The sequence below is a fragment of the Microbacterium sp. AG238 genome (assembly GCF_003610405.1).
Taxonomy (GTDB): domain Bacteria; phylum Actinomycetota; class Actinomycetes; order Actinomycetales; family Microbacteriaceae; genus Microbacterium.
Genome location: NZ_RAQC01000001.1, coordinates 291537 through 315361, shown reverse-complemented (window position 1 = coordinate 315361; position 23825 = coordinate 291537). Strand labels below are relative to the sequence as shown.

Annotated in this window: 25 protein-coding genes and 1 tRNA gene; 18 read left to right on the top strand and 8 right to left on the bottom strand. The window is 69.4% G+C overall.

Translation table 11 applies throughout. The features are described 5' to 3' along the window. Positions 1–71: 71 nt before the first annotated feature. From hrcA to era, 8 genes are read left to right on the top strand one after another with little or no spacing between them, the layout of a single operon-like run. A complete protein-coding gene (gene hrcA, locus DEU36_RS01405) occupies positions 72–1109 on the top strand; it encodes a heat-inducible transcriptional repressor HrcA (protein ID WP_120262603.1) in 1038 nt (345 codons plus the stop codon). Positions 1110–1148: 39 nt separating this feature from the next. Further along, positions 1149–2267: a molecular chaperone DnaJ gene (dnaJ, locus tag DEU36_RS01400; RefSeq protein ID WP_120262602.1), complete on the top strand. Its 1119-nt coding sequence runs from the start codon at positions 1149–1151 to the stop codon at positions 2265–2267. A 4-nt stretch (positions 2268–2271) separates the two neighbouring features. Then, the gene (locus DEU36_RS01395; RefSeq protein WP_120262601.1) at positions 2272–3000 is read left to right on the top strand and encodes a 16S rRNA (uracil(1498)-N(3))-methyltransferase; all 729 of its coding nucleotides are present in this window, start codon (positions 2272–2274) and stop codon (positions 2998–3000) included. Positions 3001–3044: 44 nt separating this feature from the next. Continuing rightward, positions 3045–3392, top strand: a complete 348-nt coding sequence (locus DEU36_RS01390) for an HIT domain-containing protein (RefSeq protein ID WP_120262600.1) — start codon at positions 3045–3047, stop codon at positions 3390–3392. Between the two features lie 46 nt (positions 3393–3438). Further along, entirely contained in the window at positions 3439–4476 is a 1038-nt protein-coding gene (locus DEU36_RS01385; protein ID WP_120264296.1) for a PhoH family protein, read from the top strand. Continuing rightward, the gene (ybeY, locus tag DEU36_RS01380) at positions 4473–4937 is read left to right on the top strand and encodes an rRNA maturation RNase YbeY (protein ID WP_120262599.1); all 465 of its coding nucleotides are present in this window, start codon (positions 4473–4475) and stop codon (positions 4935–4937) included. The genes DEU36_RS01385 and ybeY overlap by 4 nt, the downstream gene beginning before the upstream one ends. Next, positions 4934–6262, top strand: coding sequence for a hemolysin family protein (locus DEU36_RS01375; RefSeq protein WP_120262598.1), 1329 nt, complete (start codon positions 4934–4936; stop codon positions 6260–6262). Before ybeY ends, DEU36_RS01375 begins: the two co-directional genes overlap by 4 nt. Then, on the top strand, positions 6259–7158 hold the full coding sequence (era, locus tag DEU36_RS01370; RefSeq protein WP_120262597.1) for a GTPase Era: 900 nt from the start codon (positions 6259–6261) through the stop codon (positions 7156–7158). Before DEU36_RS01375 ends, era begins: the two co-directional genes overlap by 4 nt. On the opposite strand, the gene DEU36_RS01365 is transcribed toward era, so the two are convergent. Beyond that, entirely contained in the window at positions 7155–7757 is a 603-nt protein-coding gene (locus DEU36_RS01365; protein ID WP_120262596.1) for a hypothetical protein, read from the bottom strand. The genes era and DEU36_RS01365 overlap by 4 nt on opposite strands. Positions 7758–7963: 206 nt before the next feature. On the opposite strand from DEU36_RS01365, the gene leuA reads away from it, so the two are divergent. Further along, positions 7964–9724 (top strand): 2-isopropylmalate synthase, encoded by a 1761-nt coding sequence (leuA, locus tag DEU36_RS01360; RefSeq protein WP_120262595.1) that lies wholly within the window; start codon positions 7964–7966, stop codon positions 9722–9724. A 60-nt stretch (positions 9725–9784) separates the two neighbouring features. Here the strand turns inward: leuA and DEU36_RS01355 are convergent, their stop codons facing one another. Then, positions 9785–10507, bottom strand: a complete 723-nt coding sequence (locus DEU36_RS01355; RefSeq protein WP_396652160.1) for a 3'-5' exonuclease — start codon at positions 10505–10507, stop codon at positions 9785–9787. A gap of 90 nt (positions 10508–10597) precedes the next feature. Between DEU36_RS01355 and DEU36_RS01350 the strand changes: the two genes are divergently transcribed. Beyond that, a complete protein-coding gene (locus DEU36_RS01350; protein WP_120262593.1) occupies positions 10598–11497 on the top strand; it encodes an alpha/beta fold hydrolase in 900 nt (299 codons plus the stop codon). Here the strand turns inward: DEU36_RS01350 and DEU36_RS01345 are convergent. Continuing rightward, positions 11457–12017 (bottom strand): CGNR zinc finger domain-containing protein, encoded by a 561-nt coding sequence (locus DEU36_RS01345; protein ID WP_120262592.1) that lies wholly within the window; start codon positions 12015–12017, stop codon positions 11457–11459. The genes DEU36_RS01350 and DEU36_RS01345 overlap by 41 nt on opposite strands. A gap of 74 nt (positions 12018–12091) precedes the next feature. On the opposite strand from DEU36_RS01345, the gene DEU36_RS01340 reads away from it, so the two are divergent. Beyond that, entirely contained in the window at positions 12092–13099 is a 1008-nt protein-coding gene (locus DEU36_RS01340; protein WP_120262591.1) for a DMT family transporter, read from the top strand. Here the strand turns inward: DEU36_RS01340 and DEU36_RS01335 are convergent. From DEU36_RS01335 to DEU36_RS01325, 3 genes are all read right to left on the bottom strand, one after another. Further along, positions 13065–13535, bottom strand: coding sequence for an Lrp/AsnC family transcriptional regulator (locus DEU36_RS01335; RefSeq protein ID WP_120262590.1), 471 nt, complete (start codon positions 13533–13535; stop codon positions 13065–13067). The genes DEU36_RS01340 and DEU36_RS01335 overlap by 35 nt on opposite strands. A gap of 80 nt (positions 13536–13615) precedes the next feature. Then, positions 13616–14218: a histidine phosphatase family protein gene (locus tag DEU36_RS01330; protein WP_120264295.1), complete on the bottom strand. Its 603-nt coding sequence runs from the start codon at positions 14216–14218 to the stop codon at positions 13616–13618. Between the two features lie 37 nt (positions 14219–14255). Beyond that, positions 14256–15104, bottom strand: a complete 849-nt coding sequence (locus DEU36_RS01325) for a Sir2 family NAD-dependent protein deacetylase (RefSeq protein ID WP_120262589.1) — start codon at positions 15102–15104, stop codon at positions 14256–14258. Positions 15105–15159: 55 nt separating this feature from the next. Between DEU36_RS01325 and DEU36_RS01320 the strand changes: the two genes are divergently transcribed. Continuing rightward, positions 15160–15951, top strand: a complete 792-nt coding sequence (locus DEU36_RS01320; protein WP_120262588.1) for an RNA methyltransferase — start codon at positions 15160–15162, stop codon at positions 15949–15951. Here the strand turns inward: DEU36_RS01320 and DEU36_RS01315 are convergent, their stop codons facing one another. Further along, positions 15952–16797, bottom strand: coding sequence for an SGNH/GDSL hydrolase family protein (locus tag DEU36_RS01315; RefSeq protein ID WP_120262587.1), 846 nt, complete (start codon positions 16795–16797; stop codon positions 15952–15954). A 78-nt stretch (positions 16798–16875) separates the two neighbouring features. Here DEU36_RS01315 and DEU36_RS01310 point away from each other — a divergent pair, with 78 nt between their 5' ends. The 4 genes from DEU36_RS01310 (at position 16876) to DEU36_RS01295 (ending at position 21117) form a co-directional block, all read left to right on the top strand. Then, positions 16876–18720, top strand: a complete 1845-nt coding sequence (locus tag DEU36_RS01310) for a DEAD/DEAH box helicase (RefSeq protein ID WP_120262586.1) — start codon at positions 16876–16878, stop codon at positions 18718–18720. 97 nt (positions 18721–18817) lie between these two features. Continuing rightward, a tRNA-Leu gene (locus tag DEU36_RS01305) sits at positions 18818–18902 on the top strand. Positions 18903–18974: 72 nt separating this feature from the next. Then, positions 18975–20273: a M20/M25/M40 family metallo-hydrolase gene (locus tag DEU36_RS01300; protein ID WP_120264294.1), complete on the top strand. Its 1299-nt coding sequence runs from the start codon at positions 18975–18977 to the stop codon at positions 20271–20273. Positions 20274–20283: 10 nt separating this feature from the next. After that, a complete protein-coding gene (locus DEU36_RS01295; protein ID WP_120262585.1) occupies positions 20284–21117 on the top strand; it encodes an undecaprenyl-diphosphate phosphatase in 834 nt (277 codons plus the stop codon). Between the two features lie 30 nt (positions 21118–21147). Here the strand turns inward: DEU36_RS01295 and DEU36_RS01290 are convergent, their stop codons facing one another. Then, positions 21148–22014, bottom strand: a complete 867-nt coding sequence (locus DEU36_RS01290; protein WP_120262584.1) for a PAC2 family protein — start codon at positions 22012–22014, stop codon at positions 21148–21150. Positions 22015–22136: 122 nt separating this feature from the next. Here DEU36_RS01290 and DEU36_RS01285 point away from each other — a divergent pair, with 122 nt between their 5' ends. Together DEU36_RS01285 and DEU36_RS01280 are read left to right on the top strand one after the other, a co-directional pair. Then, on the top strand, positions 22137–22817 hold the full coding sequence (locus tag DEU36_RS01285; protein WP_120264293.1) for an HAD family phosphatase: 681 nt from the start codon (positions 22137–22139) through the stop codon (positions 22815–22817). Continuing rightward, positions 22814–23824 carry a tRNA (adenine-N1)-methyltransferase gene (locus DEU36_RS01280; protein ID WP_120262583.1) on the top strand — a complete coding sequence of 337 codons (1011 nt, stop codon included), beginning with the start codon at positions 22814–22816 and terminating at the stop codon, positions 23822–23824. Before DEU36_RS01285 ends, DEU36_RS01280 begins: the two co-directional genes overlap by 4 nt. The last annotated feature ends 1 nt before the right edge of the window (position 23825 follow it).

Below are 23825 nucleotides of genomic sequence, written 5' to 3'. Positions count from 1 at the left end.
GGCGATCGCGGTCGTCCACGCGATAGAATTGGCACTCACAGACTTCGAGTGCCAAGCAGGAGGTGACGGACATGGTCTCAGAGCGCGGACTGCAGGTGCTGCGGGCGATCGTGCAGGACTATGTCGACACCCGCGAGCCCGTGGGTAGCAAGTCGATCGTCGAACGGCACGCGTTCGGCGTGTCGGCTGCCACGATCCGCAACGACATGGCGCTCCTCGAGGACGAGGAGCTCATCGCCGCCCCCCACACCTCGTCGGGACGCGTTCCGACCGACAAGGGCTACCGCGTCTTCGTCGATCATCTCGCGGGCCTCCGCCCGCTGAGCGCTGCACAGCGCTCAGCGATCACGACCTTCCTCGACGGGCCCACCGACCTCGACGACCTGCTGGTGCGCACGGTCCGCGCCCTCACCCAGCTGACCGGTCAGGTCGCCATGGTGCAGTACCCGTCGTTCGCGCGCGCCCAGGTGTCGCACCTCGAGCTGGTGGACTTGGGCGGTGGACGCCTCGTCGTCATCGTCGTGACCGACACCGGCCGGGTCTCGCAACGGGTCGGAGTCGTGCGGACGCTTCTCGACGGAGCGCAGTTCGAGGTCGCCAAGGCGACGCTGCGCGCTGCCGTGACGGGCGTGGCGGTCCGCGACGCGGTCACTGCCGTCACGGCTCTCGCAGAGGGAGATCCCGTCGCCGATCCGATCGGCGAGGCCGTGCGGGAGGTCTCGCGCATCCTCGTCGAGGAACTCGAGACCTTCCGCCAGGACCGCCTGGTGATGGCGGGCACAGCGACGCTCGCTCGGCGCGAAGCCGACTTCCGCGGCAGCATCTACCCATTGCTCGAAGCGATCGAGGAGCAGGTGACGCTGCTCCGGCTCATGGGCGAGATGGTCGCCGACGACCGCGGCGTCGCGGCGCGCATCGGCCGCGAGAACGAGGCGTACGGACTGTCCGAGGCCTCGGTCGTGACGAGCGACTACGACGTCCCGGGGTCACGTGCCCGGGTCGGTCTCATGGGACCGACCCGCATGGACTACCCGACGAACCTCGCGACGGTCCGCGCCGTCGCGCACTACCTCAGCCGGCTCCTCGACGAAGACGAGAAGTCGCGCTGACCCGACCCATCCACGCCCGCAGGGGCGGAAAGGCGATCCGTGGCTGACCACTACGAGGTCCTGGGCGTCGCGCGCGACGCGTCGCCCGACGAGATCAAGAAGGCGTACCGACGCCTCGCACGAGAGCTGCACCCCGACGTGAACCCGGGGGAGGACGCGTCCGAGCGATTCAAGCTCGTCACGCACGCCTACGACGTCCTCAGCGACCCGGAACAGCGTCAGCGCTACGACATGGGCGGCGACTCCGCCGGCGGTTTCGGTGGCGCTGCCGGCTTCGGGGGCTTCAGCGACATCTTCGAGACCTTCTTCGGGGGTGGTGGCGGCGGTGGCCGTGCCGGGCGCCCGCGCTCTCGACGTGAGCGCGGGCAGGATGCCCTCGTTCGGGTGACCCTCGAGCTCGGTGACGTCGTCTTCGGTGTGCACCGAGACATCGAGGTCGACACCGCGGTGCTCTGCGACACCTGCCAGGGCTCCTGCTGCCAGCCGGGAACCCAGCCCGTCACATGCGATGTCTGCCATGGCGCGGGAAACGTCCAGCGCACCGTCCGGAGTCTGCTGGGCAACGTCGTGACGTCGCAGCCCTGCAACGTTTGCCAGGGCTACGGCACGACCATCCCGTATCCGTGCACGACCTGCCAGGGTCAGGGACGCGTCCGGGCCCGCCGAACGGTCTCGCTCGACATCCCCGCCGGCGTCGAGACCGGACTGCGCCTCCAGCTCCCCGGCTCGGGCGAGGTCGGTCCCGCCGGTGGACCGAACGGCGACCTGTACCTCGAGGTCACGGTCAACCCCCACGACGTCTTCAGCCGCGAGGGCGACGATCTACTCGCGACGCTCGAAGTGTCGATGCCGGATGCCGTGCTGGGCACCAGCACGACGATCGAGTCCCTCGACGGACCCGTTGAGCTCGAGCTGCGTCCCGGAGTGCAGTCCGGTGACGTCCTCACTATCAAGGGGCGCGGCATCACGCCTCTCCGTGGCTCGAACCGCGGCGACCTGCGTGTCGGCGTCCACGTCGTGACCCCGACGCGACTCGACGCCAAGGAACGAGCGCTGATCGAAGAGCTGAAGAAGCGCACGAAGTCTCCGGCGCCACAGCTCGCGCAGTTCCACCAGGGGATGTTCGCCAAGCTCCGCGACCGGTTCCGGAACAGCTGACCGCATGGCGCTGCACTTCCTCGTCGACCTGCCCCTCACCGCCCGACCGGGCGAATCGGTCGAGCTCACCGGCGCCGAAGCGCATCACGCGGCCGGTGTCCGTCGCGTGCGGGTCGGCGAGACGGTGACGGTGGGCGATGGTGCGGGTGCGTGGCTCGAAGGCACCGTCACGGCGGCCGACCCGAAGCTCGTCCGCATCGAGGTGCGCGTCCGCGACGAGTACCCCGCGCCCGCTCGACGCGTCACGTTGATCCAGGCGCTCGCGAAGGGCGATCGGGACGAGCTCGCGGTGCAGGCCTGCACCGAGCTCGGCATCGACGCGATCGTCCCGTGGCAGGCCACCCGAAGTGTTTCGCGCTGGAGCGGCCCGAAGGTGGAACGCGGGGTCCAGCGCTGGGCGACCATCGCACGAGAGGCGGCGAAGCAGGCGCATCGCGCGTGGCTGCCCGCCGTGGAGGCGCCCCTGTCGACGGCTGAGGTCGCACAGCGGTGCGCCCGTGAACGCGTGCTCGTGCTCGAGCCGACGGCGACGCGACGGCTCAGCGATGTCGACGCGGGGGAGGGCGACGTCTCGCTCGTCGTCGGGCCGGAGGGCGGAATCGCCCCGGAAGAACTCGACGCGCTGACCGCCGCCGGTGCGATCACCGTACGTCTGGGCGACACGGTGCTGCGGACGTCGACCGCCGGCCCCGCTGCGCTCGGCGTGGTGAACGTCGCCATCGGGCGCTGGTGACACCGGCCCGTCCCGGCGCCGAACCCCGTCGATAGACTGAAGCCATGAGCGAACCGTCCGTCTTCACGCGCATCCTCCGCGGCGAGATCCCCTCGGAGATCATCGCCGAGACCGAAAACGTGTTCGCCATCCGCGACATCGCGCCGCAGGCGCCCGTCCACCTCCTGGTGATCCCCAAGACCGAGCGCTACCGCACGGTGGTCGAGCTCGCCGCGGGCGACCCCGCCCTCCTCAGCGAGCTCATCGGGCTCGCCAACGCCGTCGCCGCCGAGCACGCCGACGGCGACTTCCGCCTGATCTTCAACACCGGCCCGGGCGCGGGACAGACCGTGTTCCACGTTCACGCCCACGTCCTCGCCGGCGACCTCTCCGAAGGGAGCCTCGGTGGCTGATGCTTCCGAACCCGCCGTCGCGACGATCCTCGCCGACGGTGTCGCCATGGTCCAGCTGCTGGGCCCCCAAGACAGACTCCTCCGCGTCGTCGAGCGCGAGCACCCCGACGTGGACGTGCTCGTGCGCGGCAACGAGATCACACTCACGGGAACGACGGATGCCGTTGCGGCGGCCAAGACGCTCGTCGACGAGCTGATCGCGATGGCGCGCGCCGGGCAGGGGCTCGACCCGAGCGACGTCACGACCTCGAGCCGCATCCTGCAACGCCGCAACGGCGACGAGGGCCTCCGTCCCTCCGAGGTGCTGGGCGAGGCGATCCTCTCGTCGCGCGGCAAGGTCATCCGACCGAAGACGCTGGGGCAGAAGGCATACGTCGACGCGATCGATGAGAGCACGATCGTCTTCGGCATCGGTCCTGCCGGAACCGGCAAGACGTACCTCGCGATGGCGAAGGCCGTGCAGGCGCTGCAGCGCAAAGAGGTCAACCGCATCATCCTCACTCGACCCGCCGTCGAAGCGGGCGAGCGCCTCGGCTTCCTCCCCGGGACCCTCACCGACAAGATCGACCCGTACCTTCGGCCGCTCTACGACGCCCTCAACGAGATGCTCGACCCCGAGCTCGTTCCCAAGCTCATGGCCACGGGCACGATCGAGGTCGCACCGCTCGCCTACATGCGCGGGCGCACGCTGAACGACTCGTTCGTCGTGCTCGACGAAGCTCAGAACACCACGCCCGAGCAGATGAAGATGTTCCTCACGCGTCTGGGCTTCGGCACGCGCATGGTCGTCACCGGCGACATCACGCAGGTCGACCTTCCCCAGGGAACGTCGGGGCTGCGAACGGTGACGCGCGTGCTGAAGAACATCGACGACATCCACTTCGCCACCCTCACGAGCGACGACGTCGTGCGCCACACGCTGGTCGGCCGCATCGTCGATGCCTACAGCGAGTACGACGAGCAGCGCCTCGCTGCCCGTCGCGAGCGCGACGAGGCGAGCGAGTTCGCCAACCGGGCCGAGCGGCGCACCGCGACACGGCCCGTCGGTCCGCGCGACCGGCTCCCGAAACGAGGACGTTCATGACCATCGAGATCACCAACGAATCCGGCGTGTCCGTCGACGAGACCGTGCTCCTGCGGCTGACCGAGCACAACCTCGCCCAGCTGAACGTGAGCCCGGATGCCGACCTCGCCATCCTCCTCGTCGACGAGGGCGCCATGGAGTCGCTGCACGTGCAGTGGATGGACGAGCCCGGGCCCACCGACGTGCTCAGCTTCCCGATGGACGAACTCCGCCCGGGCACCGAGGACGCGCCGACGCCTCCGGGTCTCCTGGGTGACATCGTGCTGTGCCCACAGGTCGCCGAGGCCCAGGCCCAGGCGGCGCGGCACACGACGCTCGACGAACTCATCCTCCTCACGACGCACGGGCTGCTGCACCTGCTCGGATTCGATCACGCCGAGCCGGACGAGGAGCGCGAGATGTTCGGGCTCCAGCGCGAGCTGATCTCGGCCTTCCACGCAAGCGAGCGCCGCCGCGCGTGACCGTCTTCCTCCTCGTCCTCGGCGCGGTGTTCCTCGTCGCGCTCGGGGGCCTGATGGCCGCACTCGACGCCGCGCTCGGAGTGACATCGCGCGCCGACCTCGCCGATTGGGCCGAGACGAGCCGACGGCAGCAGGCCTTGCGTCGCATCGCGGACGATACGACGGCGCACGCGAACGCCGTCGTCTTCATCCGCATCCTCGCGGAGTCGACGGCTGCGGTGTTCGTCACGGCTGCATTGACGTTGGCGCTCGAGAACCTGTGGTGGGCGATCCTCGTCGCCGCCCTTCTGATGACGGCGGTGTCGTTCGTCCTGGTCGGCGCGAGCCCGCGGGCGGTCGGGCGCCAGCACGCCCGCGGCCTGCTCATCGCCTGCGCCCCGATCGTGCGCGGTGCTCGGATCGTGCTCGGCCCGCTTGCTCACCTCCTGGTCATCGTCGGCAACCGCGTGACCCCCGGAGTCTCCCGCGGCACGTCGTTCGCCTCGGAGGAACAGCTATTGAGCATGGTCGACGAGGCGGTCTCGCAAGACCTGATCGAGGCCGATGACCGTGACCTCATCCACTCCGTCTTCGATTTCACCGATACGCTCGTGCGGTCGGTGATGGTGCCGCGGACCGATATGGTCACGGTGCCGCAGACCGCGACGACGCACGAGGCGCTCGCGCTCTTCCTCGAGCGGGGTGTGTCACGGGTGCCGGTCACCGACGACGAGCGCGACGACATCGTCGGTGTGGTCTACCTGAAGGACCTCGTGCAATTCTCGTACGGGGAGGCGTCGGGCTGGCGCGACGTCCCCGTGGGACGAGTGGCGCGGCCGGCCGTGTTCGTGCCCGAGTCGATGCGAGCTGAGTCGCTGCTGCAGCAGATGAAGCGGGATGCCGTCCACGTGTGCCTCGTCGTCGACGAGTACGGCGGGGTCGCCGGGCTCATCACCCTCGAAGACCTCATCGAGGAACTCGTGGGCGAGATCGCCGACGAGTACGACCGGGGCGCCGCCGAGGTCGTCGAGCTCGAGCCCGGCCGATACCGCGTGAGTGCACGGTTGGGCCTCGATGAGGTCGGCGAGCTGTTCGGCATCGAGCTGGACGACGACGACGTCGACTCGATCGGCGGTCTGCTCGGCAAGACGCTCGGACGGGTCCCGATGCCCGGCGCGACGGTGACGGTCGACGGGATCACGATCACCGGTGGGGTCTCACGCGGACGCGGGCGGGGTCTCGCGACCGTCTTCGTCGAACGCGCCCCGGCCGACGAGACGGACGACATGGCACACCCGCGTACCGGCGAGGTCCGCGTGGCACGAAGAGGAGAAGACAGCAGATGACCGCAGCAGAGACCCGGTCGGGGTTCGTGACCTTCGTCGGTCGCCCCAACGTCGGCAAGTCCACTCTGACGAACGCCCTCGTGGGGGAGAAGGTCGCGATCACCAGCGACAAGCCGCAGACGACGCGGCGCGCGATCCGCGGCATCCTGAATCGGCCCGGCGGCCAGCTCGTCATCGTCGACACACCCGGCATCCACAAGCCGCGGACGCTGCTCGGCCAGCGGCTGAACGACCTCGTCGAGCAGGTCCTGGGCGACGTCGACGTCATCGGCTTCCTGGTTCCCGCCGTCGACAAGGTCGGCCCCGGCGACCGCCGCATCGCCGCATCGCTCGACGGCTACCCGCGCGCCAAGAAGGTCGCGATCGTGACGAAGACCGATCTCGCCGGCCGTGACGAGATCATGGAGCGTCTCATGGAGGTCGACAGCCTCCGCGAGGATTGGGCTGCGGTGATCCCCCTCTCCGCAGTCACGGCCGAGCAGCTCGACGTGCTGTCCGACGAGCTGCTCGCCCTCATGCCCGAGGGGCCGGCGCTGTACCCCGACGATGTCGTCACGGACGAGTCGACCGAGGACCGGATCGCCGAGATCATCCGCGAAGCCGCCCTCGAAGGCGTGCGCGATGAGCTGCCCCACTCGATCGCCGTCACGGTGGAGGACGTCGCTCCTCGCGACGGCTCCGACCTCACGGACGTCTACGCAAACATCGTCGTCGAGCGCGACAGCCAGAAGGCCATCATCATCGGCCGCAAAGGCTCCCGGCTCGCGGATGTCGGTGCTCGTGCCCGCGCTCAGATCGAGCCGCTTCTCGGGACCCGGGTGTTCCTCTCGCTGCGGGTGCGTGTCGCGAAGGAATGGCAGCGCGATCCCAAGCAGCTCGGGCGCCTCGGCTTCTAGCCGACCTCGCGCATCGCCGACTGGATGACGACGACATCCTCACCGAATTCGGCGTCCGCCGCTTTCTGGAGTGTTCCGTCGTCCCACACGACCGTGACCCAGAGGCGACCGTCGTACGCGCCGGATGCGAGCACCGTGTCGCCGAGGGTGTCGTGCACCCGCTGTTCGACGTCGTGGAGCTCGGCGTCGTCCGCCCTGCCGGGGACCCCGCCGGTGGGGTCGGGAAGCGGCATCGGATCGTAAAGCGCGAGCGGTACCGCCGGCGCAGTGACGGCGAACGACGATCCGTCGTAACGCCCCTGGACGGCATAGGTACCCCAGGTCGAGCCGGACATCGTGGTCGCGTCGGTCAGAGATTCCCAGTCCCACCCCGTGAGGGGAATGCCGGAGCACTGCGGCGGGGCCGACTCCGCGACGGCGCCGAGACACAGCTGAGCGCCCGAGCCGTCGTCGAGGACGGTCCCCTGGGCCACGACGTCGCCGGCGGGCGGAGCGGGGTCGAGCGAGGTCGGCGCGGCCGCAGGTGTCGAGGCGCAGCCCGCGGTCAGGGCTATCGCACACATGATGAGGGCGAACAGGCCCGCGCGCGGAGTACTCATATCCCGACAGTGTCGCGCACGACGCCATCGTCTCAGCGGCGGCACGCCTGTGTGCGGCGGACGGATGAGCGGGGTGTAACCTGGGCGCATGCGCTTCGGCCGACTGCTTCTCCTTAGTCGCCGCGACGAGTCCTCGTTCTAGGGCCTCTCTCGTCGCGGAGCTTCGCGTTGGCCCGCCACACCGGATGAGGAAGAGCGAGACGACCATGGAGAACAACCAGAAGCCCTCGGGCATGCCGATTCACAAGTATCGGCCGTTCCACGAGCAGATCCGCGTCGATCTGCCAGACCGAACCTGGCCAGCGAAGCGCATCGAGACGGCGCCCCGCTGGTGCGCGGTCGACCTGCGCGACGGCAACCAGGCTCTCATCGATCCGATGAGCCCCGAGCGCAAGCGCGTGATGTTCGAGCTGCTCGTGAAGATGGGCTACAAGGAGATCGAGGTCGGGTTCCCGAGCGCGAGCCAGACCGACTTCGACTTCGTTCGTCAGCTGATCGAAGACGGCCTGATCCCCGACGATGTGACGATCCAGGTGCTCACCCAGGCGCGCGAACACCTCATCAAGCGCACGTACGAGGCGATCGCCGGTGCGAAGCAGGCCATCGTGCACCTGTACAACTCGACGAGCATCCTGCAGCGCGAGGTCGTCTTCCGCACCGACCGCCAGGGCATCATCGACATCGCGCTCGAGGGCGCGCGCCTGTGCCGGCAGTACGAGCAGACGGTCCCCGAGACGGCCGTCTACTACGAGTACTCGCCTGAGAGCTATACCGGCACCGAGCTCGAGTTCGCCGTGGACGTCTGCAACCAGGTCATCGAGATCTTCGAGCCGACGCCCGACCGCAAGGTCATCATCAACCTTCCCGCGACCGTCGAGATGGCCACGCCGAACGTGTACGCCGACTCGATCGAGTGGATGAGCCGACACCTCGCTCATCGCGAGAACGTCGTGCTGTCGTTGCATCCCCACAACGACCGTGGCACGGCGATCGCTGCCGCGGAACTGGGCTACATGGCCGGCGCCGATCGCATCGAGGGCTGCTTGTTCGGCAACGGTGAGCGCACCGGAAACGTCGATCTCGTGGCTCTTGGCATCAACCTGTTCACACAGGGCATCGACCCGCAGATCGACTTCAGCGACGTCGACGGCATCAAGCGCACGGTCGAGTACTGCAACCAGCTGCCCGTTCCCGAACGGAGCCCCTGGGCCGGCGACCTCGTATTCACCGCCTTCAGCGGGTCCCATCAGGACGCCATCAAGAAGGGCTTCGAGGCGATGGCGGCCCGAGCGGCGGCCGACGGCGTCTCGATCGACGAGATCGAGTGGGCGGTGCCCTATCTGCCCGTCGACCCCAAGGATCTCGGACGTTCGTACGAGGCCGTGATCCGCGTCAACTCGCAGTCGGGTAAGGGTGGCGTCGCCTACCTGCTCAAGACCGACCACGCCCTGGACCTGCCGCGCAAGCTGCAGATCGAGTTCTCGGGAGTCGTGCAGGAGAAGACGGATGCCGAAGGCGGCGAGGTCACGAGCGACCAGATCTGGTCGATCTTCACCGACGAGTACCTGCCCGCCCCGGCCGACGACGACAAGTGGGGCCGGTTCGAGCTTCTCGGCACGCGCACGCAGAGCGACATGTCGGGCGATGTGCGCCTCGACGTCACCCTGCGCGACGGCGACGAGCAGACCGACGTGTCCGGCGTCGGGAACGGGCCCATCGCCGCATTCCTCGAGGTTCTGGGCGATCGCGGGTTCGACATCTCCCTCTACGACTACGTCGAGCACACCCTGAGCTCGGGCGGCGACGCTCAGGCGGCGGCCTACGTCGAACTCCAGGTCGATGACCAGCGCCTCTGGGGAGTCGGCATCGACGGTGACATCTCGACGGCGAGCCTCAAGGCCGTCGTCTCATGCGTCAACCGCGCGATCCGCACCCGCGAGCGCTCGTCGGAGTTGACCGCGGTCTGAGGGACATCGCTCGCGGGTGAGGGCGGTCTCGTCAATCGGGGTAGTTCTCACCCGCGAGCGTCAGCGGATGGGCCACGATCCGTCGACCTCGGCGTCGATCCGGCCGATGCTGACGAAGTACTCGGTCAGGCTTTCGGCCTGCGCCCGAGCCCAACCGATCTGACGGGTGTGGAGCTCCGCGGCGGTCGACGGCAGCCCGTCGGCGAACCGCTCAGCCAGGATCTGCGCGACCCGCCCCGCCGCGATCGCGTCTGCGGAGGCCTCGTGCGCCCCGGTGAGGGTGACGGCATAGTGGTCGGCGACGACCGACAGGGTGCGCTTGCCCTTGCGGTAGCGGTCGTATCGCTTATCGATGACGAGCGGGTCGATGACGGGGGAGGGCGCGACGATCGGAGTGACGCCGTGCCGCAGCGCCTCGTACTTCAGCATGGAGAAATCGAACGGGGCGTTGTACGCCACGACGGGGATACCGGCGTCGAAGAGCCCACGCAAGGCGGCGGCGACCTCTGCGACGACCTCTTGCGCAGGACGCCCCGCCCGGCGCGCGTGCTCGGTCGTGATGCCGTGGATCGCCGCAGCACCCTCGGGGATGTCGATTCCCGGGTCGGCCAGCCAGCTGTCGGCGCGCACCGGGACTCCGTCGGCATCGAGCACGCCCACGTGCGCCGTGACGATGCGGTCGGTCGTCACGTCGACACCCGTGGTCTCGAGATCGAAAACCCCGAGCACCCGCGACCATTCCGGTGCGCCGAAGGGCCAGAGATCGAGTTCGGGCGTCGTCACGGCGAGGGGTCGGTCCGGCTCCACGGATTCGAGGCTACGGCTCAGGTCCGACACTCAGGATCCGACGCGCCGCCTCCGTAGACTCGACGGGTGCCGAACGTCTCGCCGTACGAACCGCTCCTCGCACGCATCCCGGTGCGGCGTCACGAGGCCGATGTGCTCGGGGGGACGACCGTCTACTGGGTGTACGGACGCGACGACGCCGCGCAGACGCTTCTGGCCGTCCACGGGTTCCGTGGCGAACACCATGGCCTCGAGCCCGTCGTCGCGCACCTCGACGACGTCCGCGTCGTCATGCCGGATCTGCCCGGCTTCGGCGAGACACCGCCGATCCCCGGACGCGCGCACGACCTCGACACCTACGCCGATTGGCTCACCGCCTTCTCAGCCGCCGTCGCTCCCGGTGCCGTCGTCGTCGGTCATTCCTTCGGCTCGATCGTCGCCGCCGCCGCGGTGGCGGGCGGGCTCCCGACACCGCGGTTGATCCTCATCAACCCGATTGGCGCCCCGGCGCTCGAGGGACCGCGCGGCATCTTCACGCGCCTCGCCGTCGGGTACTACGCCGTCGGAGCGCGTCTGCCCGGCCGCCTCGGCGAGGCGCTCCTGCGCAATCGGATGATCGTCCGGGTCATGAGCCTCGCGATGGTCAAGACCCGCGACCGGGCGCTTCGGCGATTCGTCCACGATCAGCACGACACCTACTTCTCGAGCTTCGCCGACCGTGATGTGCTTCGCGATGCGTTCGTGACCTCGGTCTCGAACGACGTGCGCGCTTCGGCGCCGCGCATCTCGCAGCCGACGCTGCTCATCGCCGCTGTCCAGGATGACATCACCCCGATCGAGGCCGAGCGCCGGTTGCGCGAGCTCTTCCCCGCCGCCGAGCTCGTCGAGATCGATGGGGTGGGGCACCTCATCCATTACGAGAAGCCGCGCGAAGCGGCGGCCTCGATCAGGCGGTTCCTCGGGCTTTCCGACGACGGTATGCGTTGACGTTCATCCGGTTGCCGCAATTGCCGGTGTCGCAGTAGCGCTTCGAGCCGTTCTTGGAGAAGTCGACGTAGACCGCGGCGCAGTCGTCGGCGGCACAGATCCGCACACGGTCGTAGGCGTCGGCGCGGATGACGTCGACGAAGGCCATCCCGGCCTCGACGAGCACGCGGGTCGCGAGCGGCGCGTCATCCGGGGTCGCGTGAATGTGCCAGTCGTACCCGTCGTGGATCACCAGCTGGGGCTGAGCACGCCCGTCGCGCAGCATGGCGTTGACGTGAGCGACAGCGGAGTCGCGGTCGAGTTCCCACAGCTCCCGGAGTCGCGCCCGGATAGCGCGCATGGCCTGCAGCTCGGCGTCGTCACGCACGATCGCTCCCGTGAAGGCGAACTCGGTGAGGAAGGCATCCAGATCGCCGCGATCGGCGAGCGTGTCGCCGGCGTCCGCGCCCGTGAGCGGCAGCGTGTTGACCAGCGCAGCCGTCGCGCGCAGCGACAATTCCGTGTCATGGATGAAGACCACGTTGACTCCTGACGATCGCGAGCATTACTGTCACGAGTGTAGATAACGTTCACCCCTGACCACCGAGGCTGTCGATGACGAACCCCACCGCGCCCCTGCCCATCATCGCAGGCTCGCCGGAGACAGCGCCCGCGAGCGCCCCCGGCCGCCGGACGGCGGGAATGGCCATGGCTGTCGCCTCCGCACTGGCCTTCTCGTCGAGCGGACCTCTGGTCAAGCCGCTGCTGGAAGGCGGCTGGTCGCTCGGGGCGGCGCTCTTCATCCGGATCGGTGTCGCAGCCCTCATCCTCTCGCCGTTCCTCATCCGAGCGGTCGCGCGCGAGCGAGGCTTCCTGCGCCGACACGGCCTCGCTCTGATCGCCTTCGGCGCGATGCCCGTCGTCGGCTGCCAGCTCTTCTACTTCTCGGCGATGCAGCGGATGCCGGTCGCCGTCGCCCTCCTCATCCAGTACCTGGCACCCGTGCTCCTGGTCATCTGGGTCTGGCTCACAACCCGCCGCCGGCCGTCTCCCACGGTCATCGCCGGCTCCGTCGTCGCGATGGCTGGTCTCGTGCTGGTCGTCGATATCGCCGGGGCTCGCTTCGACTTCTGGGGCACGCTCCTCGCCCTCGGCGCCGCACTGTGCACCTGCGTCTACTTCGTCATGGCCGAGCGCACCGGCGACACGCTGCCGCCCCTCGTCCTCGCCGCCGGCGGAATGGTCGTCGCGACCGCGATCATCGGCAGCCTCTTGCTCACCGGCATCCTGCCCTTCACCACGAGCACGGTCCTCGCCGACGTGGTCGGGATGCAGCTGCCGCCCGTCGTCGTGCTGCTGTGGGTCGGCGCAGCCACCGGGACCGCCTACGCGCTGGGCGTCTCAGCGGTTCCGCGGACGGGATCACGTCTGGCGTCTTTCATCGGCTTGTCCGAGGTGCTGTTCGCCCTGGGCTTCGCATGGCTGCTCCTGGCGGAGGCCCCCGCGCCGGTGCAGTTCATCGGCGGCGCGCTCATCCTCGTGGGCGTCGTCCTCGTGCGGCTCGACGCCGACCGGATGACGACGGCCGTCAGCCCGCGCGTCCCTGCGCGAGCAGCGGCTTGACGCGGTGGGGGATGACGTCGTCCATGACGAGCGAGGTCTCCGTGCGCTCGACCCCGTCGATGGCGAGGATGCGGGCGTCGACAGCGAACAGGTGCTGGGTGTCTCGGGCGACCACCCGGACCATCAGGTCGACCTGGCCGCTCAGCCCTTGAGCCTGCAGCACCTCGGGGATGGTCGCGAGCTCCTGAGCGATGCGAGGCAGGTCGGGCTGACGCAGGACGACGCTGATCAGCGCCTCGATCGGGAAGCCGAGGACACGCATCGAGATCGACCGCTCATACGAGAGGAAGACGCCGGACTGCTCCAGCCGCGCCATGCGCGCCTGGACCGTGTTGCGTGACATCCGCAAGCGCTCGGCGAGGGCGACGACCGTCGCACGGGGGTCGTCGGCGAGGGCCTCGAGCAGAGCGAGGTCGACACGGTCGTGCATGGTCATGATGCTGGACGATACACCGCTCGAGGTACCTTCCATGAGCGGCGCCTCCCGACGGAGCCGCCGCGATCAGGCCGTGGCGATCAGGTCGTCGCGAGCGCGGGGGAGTCGATGAGGCGCAGACGCTCGCGTTCCATGACGAAGGTGTGGGCCGAGCCGTTGGCCAGCCGCACCCCCTGCAAGGGGAACTCCTCGCCGGTCGCGTGACGGATGACCTCGCGGATGAGCGCACCGTGCGCCACGACGATCAGCGGCACGGATGTCGGCGCCGTGGTGGCGCGCGCATCACGGACCGCACGTTCGAGCCCGCGCAGAGCGCGTTCGCGGACCACCGGCCATGGCTCGGCGTTGGGCACGTCGGCGACAGCCCACTCGCCCCAGCGGGCGTGGAACTCCTCGACGCCGACTCCCTCGGCATCGCCGTAGCTGCGTTCTCGCAACTCGGGGTAGGTGCGGGGTGCGGCGGCGCCGAGGCCGTCCGCGATGATGCGCGCGGTCTCCGCTGCGCGGGAGAGGTCGCTCGAGGCCACGACGACGTCACCCTCGATCGACGTGCGGAGGGCCGCCGCGACTGCGCGAGCCTGCTCGCGGCCGAGGTCGTTGAGCGGGATGTCTGTGGAGCCCTGGATCCGGCGTTCGCGGTTCCAGTCGGTCTCGCCGTGGCGCACGAGGGTCAGGATGGTCACCACTCGACCCTACGCGGGGCGCCGCGAGACCTCGACCTCAGTGCTCTGACGCGAGCGCATCGGCGAAGACGCGGAGGACGTGACTCGTGCCGCCGTCGATCTTCACCGTGGCCTTCGCGTCCGACCGCGTCACGCCACGATTGACGATCACCACGGGAAGCTTGCGCCGGCGCGCGCGTTCGACGAGGCGAACCCCGGAGTTCACGACGAGCGAGGATCCCGCCACGATGAGCGCCTCGCTCGTGCGCACCAGCTGTTCGGCCTCCGCGAACTTCTCGCGGGGCACGAACTCGCCGAAGAAGACCACATCGGGTTTGAGCATGCCGTCGCAGACCGTGCAGGTGGGCACGATGAAGCCGTCGCTCGTCGCGGGCAGGACATCGCCGTCGGGGCCGAGCTCGACGTTCTCGGGCACCGTGATCCAGGGGTTTTCGCGCTCGACGCGTTCTGCGAGGTCGCGGCGGTCGAACACCTGCCCGCAGTGCAGACAGAACACCCGCCGCATCGTGCCGTGGAGTTCGACGACCCGGCTGCTCCCGGCCCGCAGATGCAGTCCGTCGACATTCTGCGTGACCACGCCCGTCACGATTCCGGCGCGCTCGAGGTCGGCCAGCGCCGCGTGACCGTCGTTGGGACGGGCGGCGGCGAAGGCCTGCCAGCCGAGATGGCTGCCCACCCAGTAACGCCGACGCGCGTCCGCGCTCGCGAGGAACTGCTGGGCCGTCATCGGCGTCCGCACCGGCGCGCCCGCGCCCCGGTAGTCGGGGATGCCCGAGTCGGTCGACACGCCGGCGCCCGTGAGCACCGCGATTCGACGGCCGGCGAGCACGTCGAGGGCGCTCTGGATCTCGTCGCCCGCGGGCGTGTCGAGATCGGGAATCGTCACGGTCCTACTCTACGAGCGTCCGCGCGACCCCCGGGTGACGTGCGAGGCTGGACGAGTGCCCGTGATCCGCATCGACGACGCCACCGATCCCCGCCTCGCGGACTACCGCGACCTGACCGACGTCGCATTGCGGCGAGTCCTCGAGCCCGCGGGCGGGCTGTACATCGCCGAATCCGCGAAAGTGATCGCCCGGGCCCATGCCGCGGGACACCACGCACGTTCGTTCCTCGTGCAGGAGAAATGGCTTCCCGATGTGGTCGACCTCGCAGGCGACGCGCCGGTCTTCGTCGTCTCCGACGAGGTCGCCGAGCAGGTGACCGGTTACGCCGTGCACCGCGGTGCCCTCGCCGCGATGCACCGGCCGCGTCCCGCTCCCGTGAGCGAGGTCGTCGCCGACGCCCGGCTCGTGCTCGTCCTCGAAGACATCGTCGATCACACGAACGCGGGCGCCGCCTTCCGTGCCGCCGCCGGGCTCGGCGCCGACGCCGTGCTCGTGAGCGAGCGCTGCGCCGACCCGCTCTACCGTCGCAGCGTTAGAGTCAGCATGGGCACGGTCTTCCAGGTGCCGTGGACGCGCCTTCCGGCATGGTCCGAAGCGGCACCGATGCTCCGCGACGCCGGCCTGCACCTCGCCGCCCTCGCTCTCGCCGAGGGGGCCGTGCCGCTCGACGAGTTCGCCGCGGCGCGGCCCGATCGGGTCGCGCTCCTGATGGGAACCGAGGGCGACGGGCTGAGCAGACGTGCCCTCGCTGTCGCCGACACCGTCGTCACGATTCCGATGGCCGGGGGAGTGGACTCCCTCAACGTCGCGGCGGCCGCCGCGGTGTCGCTCTGGGCGTTGCGCTGATCACTCGGGGTCGTCGGCGCGCCGGAGCACGGGCAACGGCTCGGGCCGCTTGGCCGTGATGTGGTCGCCCGACGACTGATGCCGGAGTCGTCGCAGCACCCAGGGCATGAGGTACTCCCGAGCCCAGACGAGGTCGTTGGCGCGAGCCGCCCGCCACGTGAGGACCGGCGTCGTGTCGGGCTGCATGGGCTGGAGATCGTTCGGCACATTGAGCGCCCGCAGCACCATGCGTGCGACCTCGTGGTGCCCGAGGGAGTTGTAGTGCAGCCGGTCGTCGTCGAAGAAGCGCATGTCCTGCACCTCCTTCAGAGCCCACTGGTCGGCGACGATGGCGTCGTAGCGATCGGCGATCGCCCTGATGTTCTCGTTGTAGATCGCCACGCGGCCGCGGATCCCGCGGAAGACCGGTGTGAACTCGGTGTCGATGCCGGTGAAGAGCACGAGTGTCGCGCCGGTCGACGACAGGCGCACGACGGCATCCTCGAACTGCTGCGCGACCGCGTCGGGATCGGAGCCGGGCCGGATGACGTCGTTGCCGCCTGCCGAGAACGTGATCAGGTCGGGCTTGAGCGCGAGGGCGGGCTCGATCTGGTCGGCCACGATCTGACCGATCAGTTTGCCGCGCACCGCGAGGTTCGCATAGGCGAAGTCGGAGACCTGCGAGCTGAGCACCTCCGCCACGCGGTCGGCCCAGCCCCGGTGCCCGCCCGGGCTCCCCGGCTCGGGATCTCCGATGCCCTCGGTGAACGAATCGCCGATCGCGACCATGCGGCGCCATGGGTGGGCGGTCTCGTTCGGCACGTAAGGCGTGCGGCGCGCGTCCTCGGACGGCTCGTTCTTCCTCATGACCCCTCCTGAAGCTCCGTACCTGCCACGGTATCTCGTGCCGGGCGATCGTGTGGGTGGGGTCGTTTAAGGTGGTCCATCGTGACAGAGGACCCCCAGGAGCACTTCGGAAGCTTCGCCGCCGAGCACCTGTCACCCTCGTTCCCGCAGCGTGCGCCGTGGGGTACGGCTCAGCGTCTGCGCGCCTGGCAGGCGGAGGCGCTGGACCAGTACTTCGGCGCCGACGGACCGGAGGGTGTCGGGCGCGGACCGCGCGACTTCCTCGCCGCGGCGACCCCCGGCGCCGGTAAGACGACGTTCGCGCTCCGCCTGGCGTCGGAGCTGCTCCGCCGCGACGTCGTCGACCGCATCGTCGTGGTCGCCCCCACCGAGCACCTCAAGACGCAGTGGGCGGATGCCGCCGGCCGCGTCGGCATCCGCCTCGATCCGCGTTTCAGCAACCGTCACGGGATGCCGTCGCGGCAGTACCACGGCGTCGCGGTGACCTACGCGCAGGTCGCCGTCAAGGCATCCGTCCACCAACGGCTGACGATGGACGCCCGGACTCTGGTGATCCTCGACGAGGTGCACCACGGCGGCGACGCGCTGAGCTGGGGCGATGCGCTGCGTGAGGCCTACGGGAGGGCGACGCGACGCCTGCTGCTCTCGGGAACACCGTTCCGGAGCGACACCGCTCCCATCCCGTTCGTGGAGTACCACCCGAACGAGAAGGGCATTCGTCTCTCCAAGACGGACTTCAACTACGGGTACGGTCGAGCCCTCGCCGACGGCGTCGTGAGGCCCGTGCTGTTCCTCGTCTACGCCGGTCACATGAAGTGGCGGACCAAGACGGGCGACGAGTTCGAGGCCCACCTCGGCCAGGACAACACGAAGGACATCACGTCGCAGGCGTGGCGCACCGCGCTGAACCCCGAGGGCGACTGGATCCCGGCCGTGCTGCGGTCAGCTGATCGTCGCCTGACGGAGGTGCGCCAGGACGTACCGGATGCTGGCGGGCTCGTCATCGCCACCGACCAGACCGCGGCGCGCGCCTATGCCGACATCCTGCAGCAGATCACCGGCGAGGCCCCGACCGTCGTCCTCTCCGACGACAAGGCCGCGTCGGGCAACATCGAGGTCTTCGCGCAGTCGACCTCCCGGTGGATGGTCGCGGTGCGCATGGTTTCGGAGGGCGTCGACGTGCCCCGGCTCGCCGTCGGGGTGTACGCCACGTCGTCGTCGACACCGCTCTTCTTCGCCCAGGCGATCGGCCGCTTCGTGCGGGCGCGTCGTCGCGGCGAGACCGCGAGCGTCTTCCTCCCGAACGTGCCCGTGCTCCTCAACCTCGCTGCGGAGATGGAGCGTCAGCGCGACCACGCGCTGGATCGTGAAGCAGGTGACGATGACGGTCTCGAAGACACGTTGCTCGCCGAGGCCGAGAGCGAAGACAAGGCATCCGAGGAGCTGACCCAGGAGTTCAGCTATCAAGCGCTCGGCTCGGTCGCCCATTTCGACCGCGTCCTGTTCGACGGGGCGGAGTTCGGGCAGCTCGCGGTGCCTGGGACCCCCGAGGAGGAGGAGTTCCTCGGTATCCCCGGTCTTCTCGAGCCCGAACACGTCCACGAGCTTCTGATGCAACGGCAGTCCCGCCAGACGAAGCATCGGCACAGCCGGGAGGCCCGCGAGAAGGCGACCGCCGGCACCCCCGGCGACGAAGCCCCCACTGCCGAGTCCACCCTGCCGGAGCCGCTGCACCGTTCCCTGAAGGAGCAGCGCCAACTGCTCAACAGCCTCGTGGGCCTGTACGCACGGCAGAGCGGTGAGCCGCACGGACAGATCCATGCGGAGCTGCGGCGCGTATGCGGCGGCCCGGCCGTCTCGCACGCGACGGTGGCCCAGCTCCAGGCCCGCATCGCGGTGCTGCGTTCGCGCGTGAGGTCGTGACTCCGAGGGGTGCGCCACGCCCGGCGTGCCGACGATTCTTCACCCCGGGACGGACGTGTTAGTGTTGTTCCTCGGTCGGGAACAACTGAAAAACACTGCGCGGGTGGCGGAATAGGTAGACGCGCTAGCTTGAGGTGCTAGTGCCCGTATAGGGCGTGGGGGTTCAAGTCCCCCCTCGCGCACAGTGAGAGAAGGGCTCCGGAAACGGAGCCCTTCGTCATTTCCAGGAAGCGTTCGCGACTACCGTGGAGAGCATGTCCGAGTACGACGATCTGCCCGAGGTCGCCCGCGTCGCGCGAGACCTGATCCGATTCGACACCACCAACTACGGTGAGGGCCGCTCACGCGGCGAACGCGAGGCGGCGGAGTACGTGGGGGCCTACCTCGAGGCGCTCGGTCTCCGGCCCGAGTACTACGAGCCGATCCCGCGGCGGACGAACGTCTCGGTGCGCATCCCGGGACGCGACCCTTCCAAGCCGGCTCTCGTCCTGCACGGCCACCTCGATGTCGTGCCGGCGGTCGCCGACGACTGGAGCGTCGACCCGTTCGGGGGAGTCGTTCGCGACGGGATGCTGTGGGGCCGAGGCGCCGTCGACATGAAGGACATGGACGCCATGATCCTCACGTCCGTGGCCGAGCTGCTGCGGGCGGGCGAGCAGCCCGAGCGCGACCTCGTCGTGACGTTCTTCGCCGACGAGGAGAACGGCGGGGTCGAAGGCTCCCAGCTGGTCGTGCGCGACCGCCCGGAGTGGTTCGCCGGCGCGACCGAGGCCATCAGTGAGGTGGGCGGGTACTCGATCGGCGTCGACGGGCACCGGGCCTATCTCCTGCAGGTCGGCGAGAAGGCCCTCGTCTGGCTACGACTTCACGCGACCGGGCGGGCGGGCCACGGCAGTCGCCTGCACCCGGAGAACGCGATCACCCGGCTCGCCGAGGCCGTCGCGGCCCTCGGCCGCGCCGCCTGGCCGATCGAGCTCACCGACACCACGCGACGCCTCGTCTCCGACCTCGCCGGCATCAGCGGGCGCGATTCCTCGGATCCCGATGCCGTCGCAGCTGCGACGGGTCCGACCTCCGCCTTCCTCGCGTCGACATTCCGCACCACGACGAATCCGACGGGCCTGACCGCGGGCTACAAGCACAACGTCATCCCCGATGCCGCGTCGGCCGCGATCGACGTGCGTACGCTCCCCGGGCAGGAGGACGCCGTGCTGGCGCAGATCCAGCGGATCGTCGGCGACGACATCCGCATCGAGATCGTGCACCGTGACATCGGGCTCGAGGTTCCCTTCGAGGGATCGCTCGTCGATGCCATGGTCGGCGCACTCGGACGCCACGACCCCGGCGTTCCGGTGCTGCCCTACCTCATGGGCGGCGGCACCGACAACAAGGCCCTCTCGGAGCTGGGGATCGCGGGATTCGGGTTCGCGCCGCTGCGCCTCCCGGCCGATATGGACTTCACGGGTATGTTCCACGGAGTCGACGAACGCGTCCCGATCGACGCACTCGTCTTCGGACAGCGCGTGCTCACCGATCTCATCCGCACGTATTGAAAGGCCGCTCATGCAGCTCCTCGAGGCCATCATCCTCGGTATCGTCCAGGGTCTGACCGAGTTCCTGCCGATCTCCTCGAGCGCTCACCTGCGCATCGTGGGGGAGTTCCTGCCATCGGCCCAGGACCCCGGCGCCACCTTCACCGCGATCACCCAGATCGGCACCGAGCTGGCCGTGCTGGTCTACTTCTGGAAGAAGATCACCCGCATCATCGGTCGGTGGTTCCGATCGTTCACCGGCTCGGTCCCGCGGAACGACGCGGATGTGCGACTCGGGTGGATCGTCATCATCGGCACGCTCCCGATCGGCGTGCTCGGCTTCCTCTTCCAGGACGTCATCCGCGACACTTTCCGCAACCTCTGGCTCGTGGCCATCGTCCTCATCGTCTTCGGCCTCATCCTCGGCGCCGCCGACGCTCTCGGGCGTCGTGTCCGCACCGAGAACGACCTGACCTACGGGCACGGTCTCGCGCTCGGTTTTGCGCAGGCACTCGCCCTCATTCCCGGAGTGTCGCGCTCGGGAGCCACCACCACCATGGGGCTCGCGCTCGGGTACACACGCCCGGCCGCAGCTGAGGTCGCTTTCCTTCTGGCTGTGCCGGCCGTCTTCGGCAGTGGTCTCTATGAGCTGCTGCAGGCGATTCGCGAGCCCGGCGCCTCGGTGTTCTCGCTCGTCGACACCGCCGTCGCCACCGTCGTCGCCTTCGGCGTGGGTCTCGCCGTGATCGCCTTCCTCATGCAGTACCTCAAGCGCGGCAGCTTCCTGCCGTTCGTGCTCTACCGCGTCGGCCTGGGCGCTGTGCTGATCGTCCTGCTCTCGCTGGGTGTGCTCCAGGCATACTGAACCGGCCGAGCGCCGGTCGCGGCTCGCCTCTCAGCGATGCGGGCCGCGACCGAGGCCGCGGCCGTCGCCGCCGTCACCCCGGTGGCGCAGATACTTCTCGAACTCCTGCGCGATCGCGTCGCCCGACGCCTCGGGGGAGTCCCAGGTATCGCGGGTCTGCTCGAGCTGCCGGATGTACTCCGTCATCTCTTCATCGTCCGCGGCAGCGGCGTCGATCGTCGCCTCCCAGGCGAGTGCATCGCCCGGCAGCGAGCCGCGGGCGATCTTGGCCCCCGTGATGCCCTCGAGCTTGTCGAGGAGCGCCAGAGTCGCTTTCGGCGACGGCGAGTGACCCGCGACGTAGTGGGGCACGCTCGCCCACAGTGCGGCCGTGGGGATTCCGGCCTCCTCCGCGGCTGCGGCGATGACCGACAGGATGCCGACCGGGCCCTCATACGTCGAGCGTTCGAGGCCCAGCGCCGTCCGCAGCTCGTCGTTGTCGCTTCCGCTGAAGACGGTGATGGGGCGAGTGTGCGGAACGTCGCTCATCATCGATCCGAGCGCCACCACACCGGTGATGTCTTCACGCAGCGCGGCGTCCACCAGCTCGGCGGCGAACGATTTCCAGGCACGCGCCGGCTCGGCGCCGCTGAGGATCCACAGCCGGGTGCCGCGCGCGGTCGCGCGGGGGCGCCAGATCGTCGCATCGGGCCAGGTGAGGGATCTGCGGCCGTCGGCGTCGGCCTGGATGTGCGGCCGCGTGTACATGTAGTCGAAGTAGAGCTCGGGATCGACCGAGTAGACCGCGTCGTAGGGACGGGATTCGCGCAGCTGCGTGGCGGCGGCCGTGGCCGCCTCGCCGGCGTCGTTCCATCCGTCGAACGCGACCACGAGGACGCGGCGTCCCAGACTGTTCAACCCGTCCTCCGTTCCGTGCCGGCTCGCTCTGCGCGAGCGGGTCTGCTCCACGATACGCCGAGGCCGGTGCGTGCGGGTCGGGCCACGCGGCCTCTCAGCCCCGCATCGGTAACATGGTGCGGATGACTTCTCGTTCCCCCGCCGCGGTCCTCTGGGACATGGACGGCACGCTCGTCGACACCGAACCGTACTGGATGGCCGCGGAGGGACCGCTGGTCGAGAGCTTCGGCGGCGTGTGGACGCACGAGCAGGCACTCGGTCTCGTCGGACTCGGACTCGAGGATTCCGCCGGCATCCTGCAGAACGCCGGCGTTCGGATGCAGACGCACGAGATCATCGACCACCTGACCGAAACCGTCTCGGGGCAGCTCCGCCTCGGCGGCACGCCGTTCCGCCCGGGCGCGCGCGAACTGCTCTCCGGTCTGCGCGAAGCGGGGATCAAGACGGCGCTCGTGACGATGTCCATGCGCAGCATGGCCGACACGGTCGTGTCGTCGATTCCCTTCGACGCGTTCGACACCGTCGTCGCCGGCGACGAAGCAACCCGCCCCAAGCCCTATCCGGACCCCTACCTCCAAGCATGCGAGGCGCTCGGCGTCGACGTGGCCGACACCGTCGCCATCGAGGACTCTCCGAACGGCCTGCGCTCGGCGGTCGCCTCCGGCGCGGTCGCACTCGGGGTGCCGTTGATGGTGCCGCTGCACGGGCTCGGCGCTCATGCACTCTGGGACTCCCTCGCGGGACGCTCGGTGGCCGACCTGGCCGATCTCTTCTCCCTCCACCGACTCGGAGCCTCCGCATGATCGACGACCTGCAGCCCCGCGGCCCCTTCCGCTACGGCGACCGCGTGCAGCTGACCGGCCCCAAGGGACGGATGCACACGATCACGCTTCGCGAGGGAGGCGAGCTGCATACCCACCACGGGGTCCTGCGCCATGAGGTGCTCGTCGGTCAGCCCGACGGGTCGGTGGCGACCAACAGCGGGGGCCACGAGTACCTCGCGCTGCGGCCGCTGCTGCGCGACTTCGTGATGTCGATGCCGCGCGGGGCTGCGATCGTCTATCCGAAGGATGCCGCGCAGATTCTGGCCGCCGCCGACATCTTCCCGGGGGCGACCGTCGTCGAAGCGGGCGTCGGCTCGGGCGCGCTGTCGCTCTGGCTGCTGCGAGCCATCGGCGAGACGGGCCGGCTCGTGTCCTTCGAGCGTCGCGCCGAGTTCGCCGAGGTCGCCGAGGCGAACGTCACGACGTTCATGGGCAGCGCCCCCGCGAACTGGTCCGTCGTCGTCGGCGATCTGGTCGAGAGTCTTCCCGACGCCGTCGCGCCGGGGACCGTCGATCGCGTGGTCCTCGACATGCTCGCCCCCTGGGAGTGCATCGACGCCGTCGCCGACGCGCTCGCCCCCGGCGGCGTGGTGCTCTGCTACGTCGCCACCGCCACCCAGCTCAGCCGCGTGGCCGAGTACGTGCGCGGCACCGGGCTGTTCACCGACCCCGACGCCTCCGAGACGATGATCCGCGGCTGGCACGTCGAGGGACTGGCCGTGCGTCCCGACCACCGGATGGTGGCGCACACGGGCTTCCTCCTCACCGCCCGCCGGCTGGCGCCGGGAGCGATCCCGCCGGATGTGCGCAAGCGCGCGTTGAAGAAGCCGTCCTATGCCGATGCCGACGTCGAGATGTGGACGCCCGGGGCCGTGGGCGACCGCGAGATCACCGACAAGAACCTGCGCAAGCGCGTCCGTGAGGCCCAACGCGCGGCCCGCGGCGCCGCCTCCGCGTCGGACGGGCACGACGGCGAGTCCGCGTAGA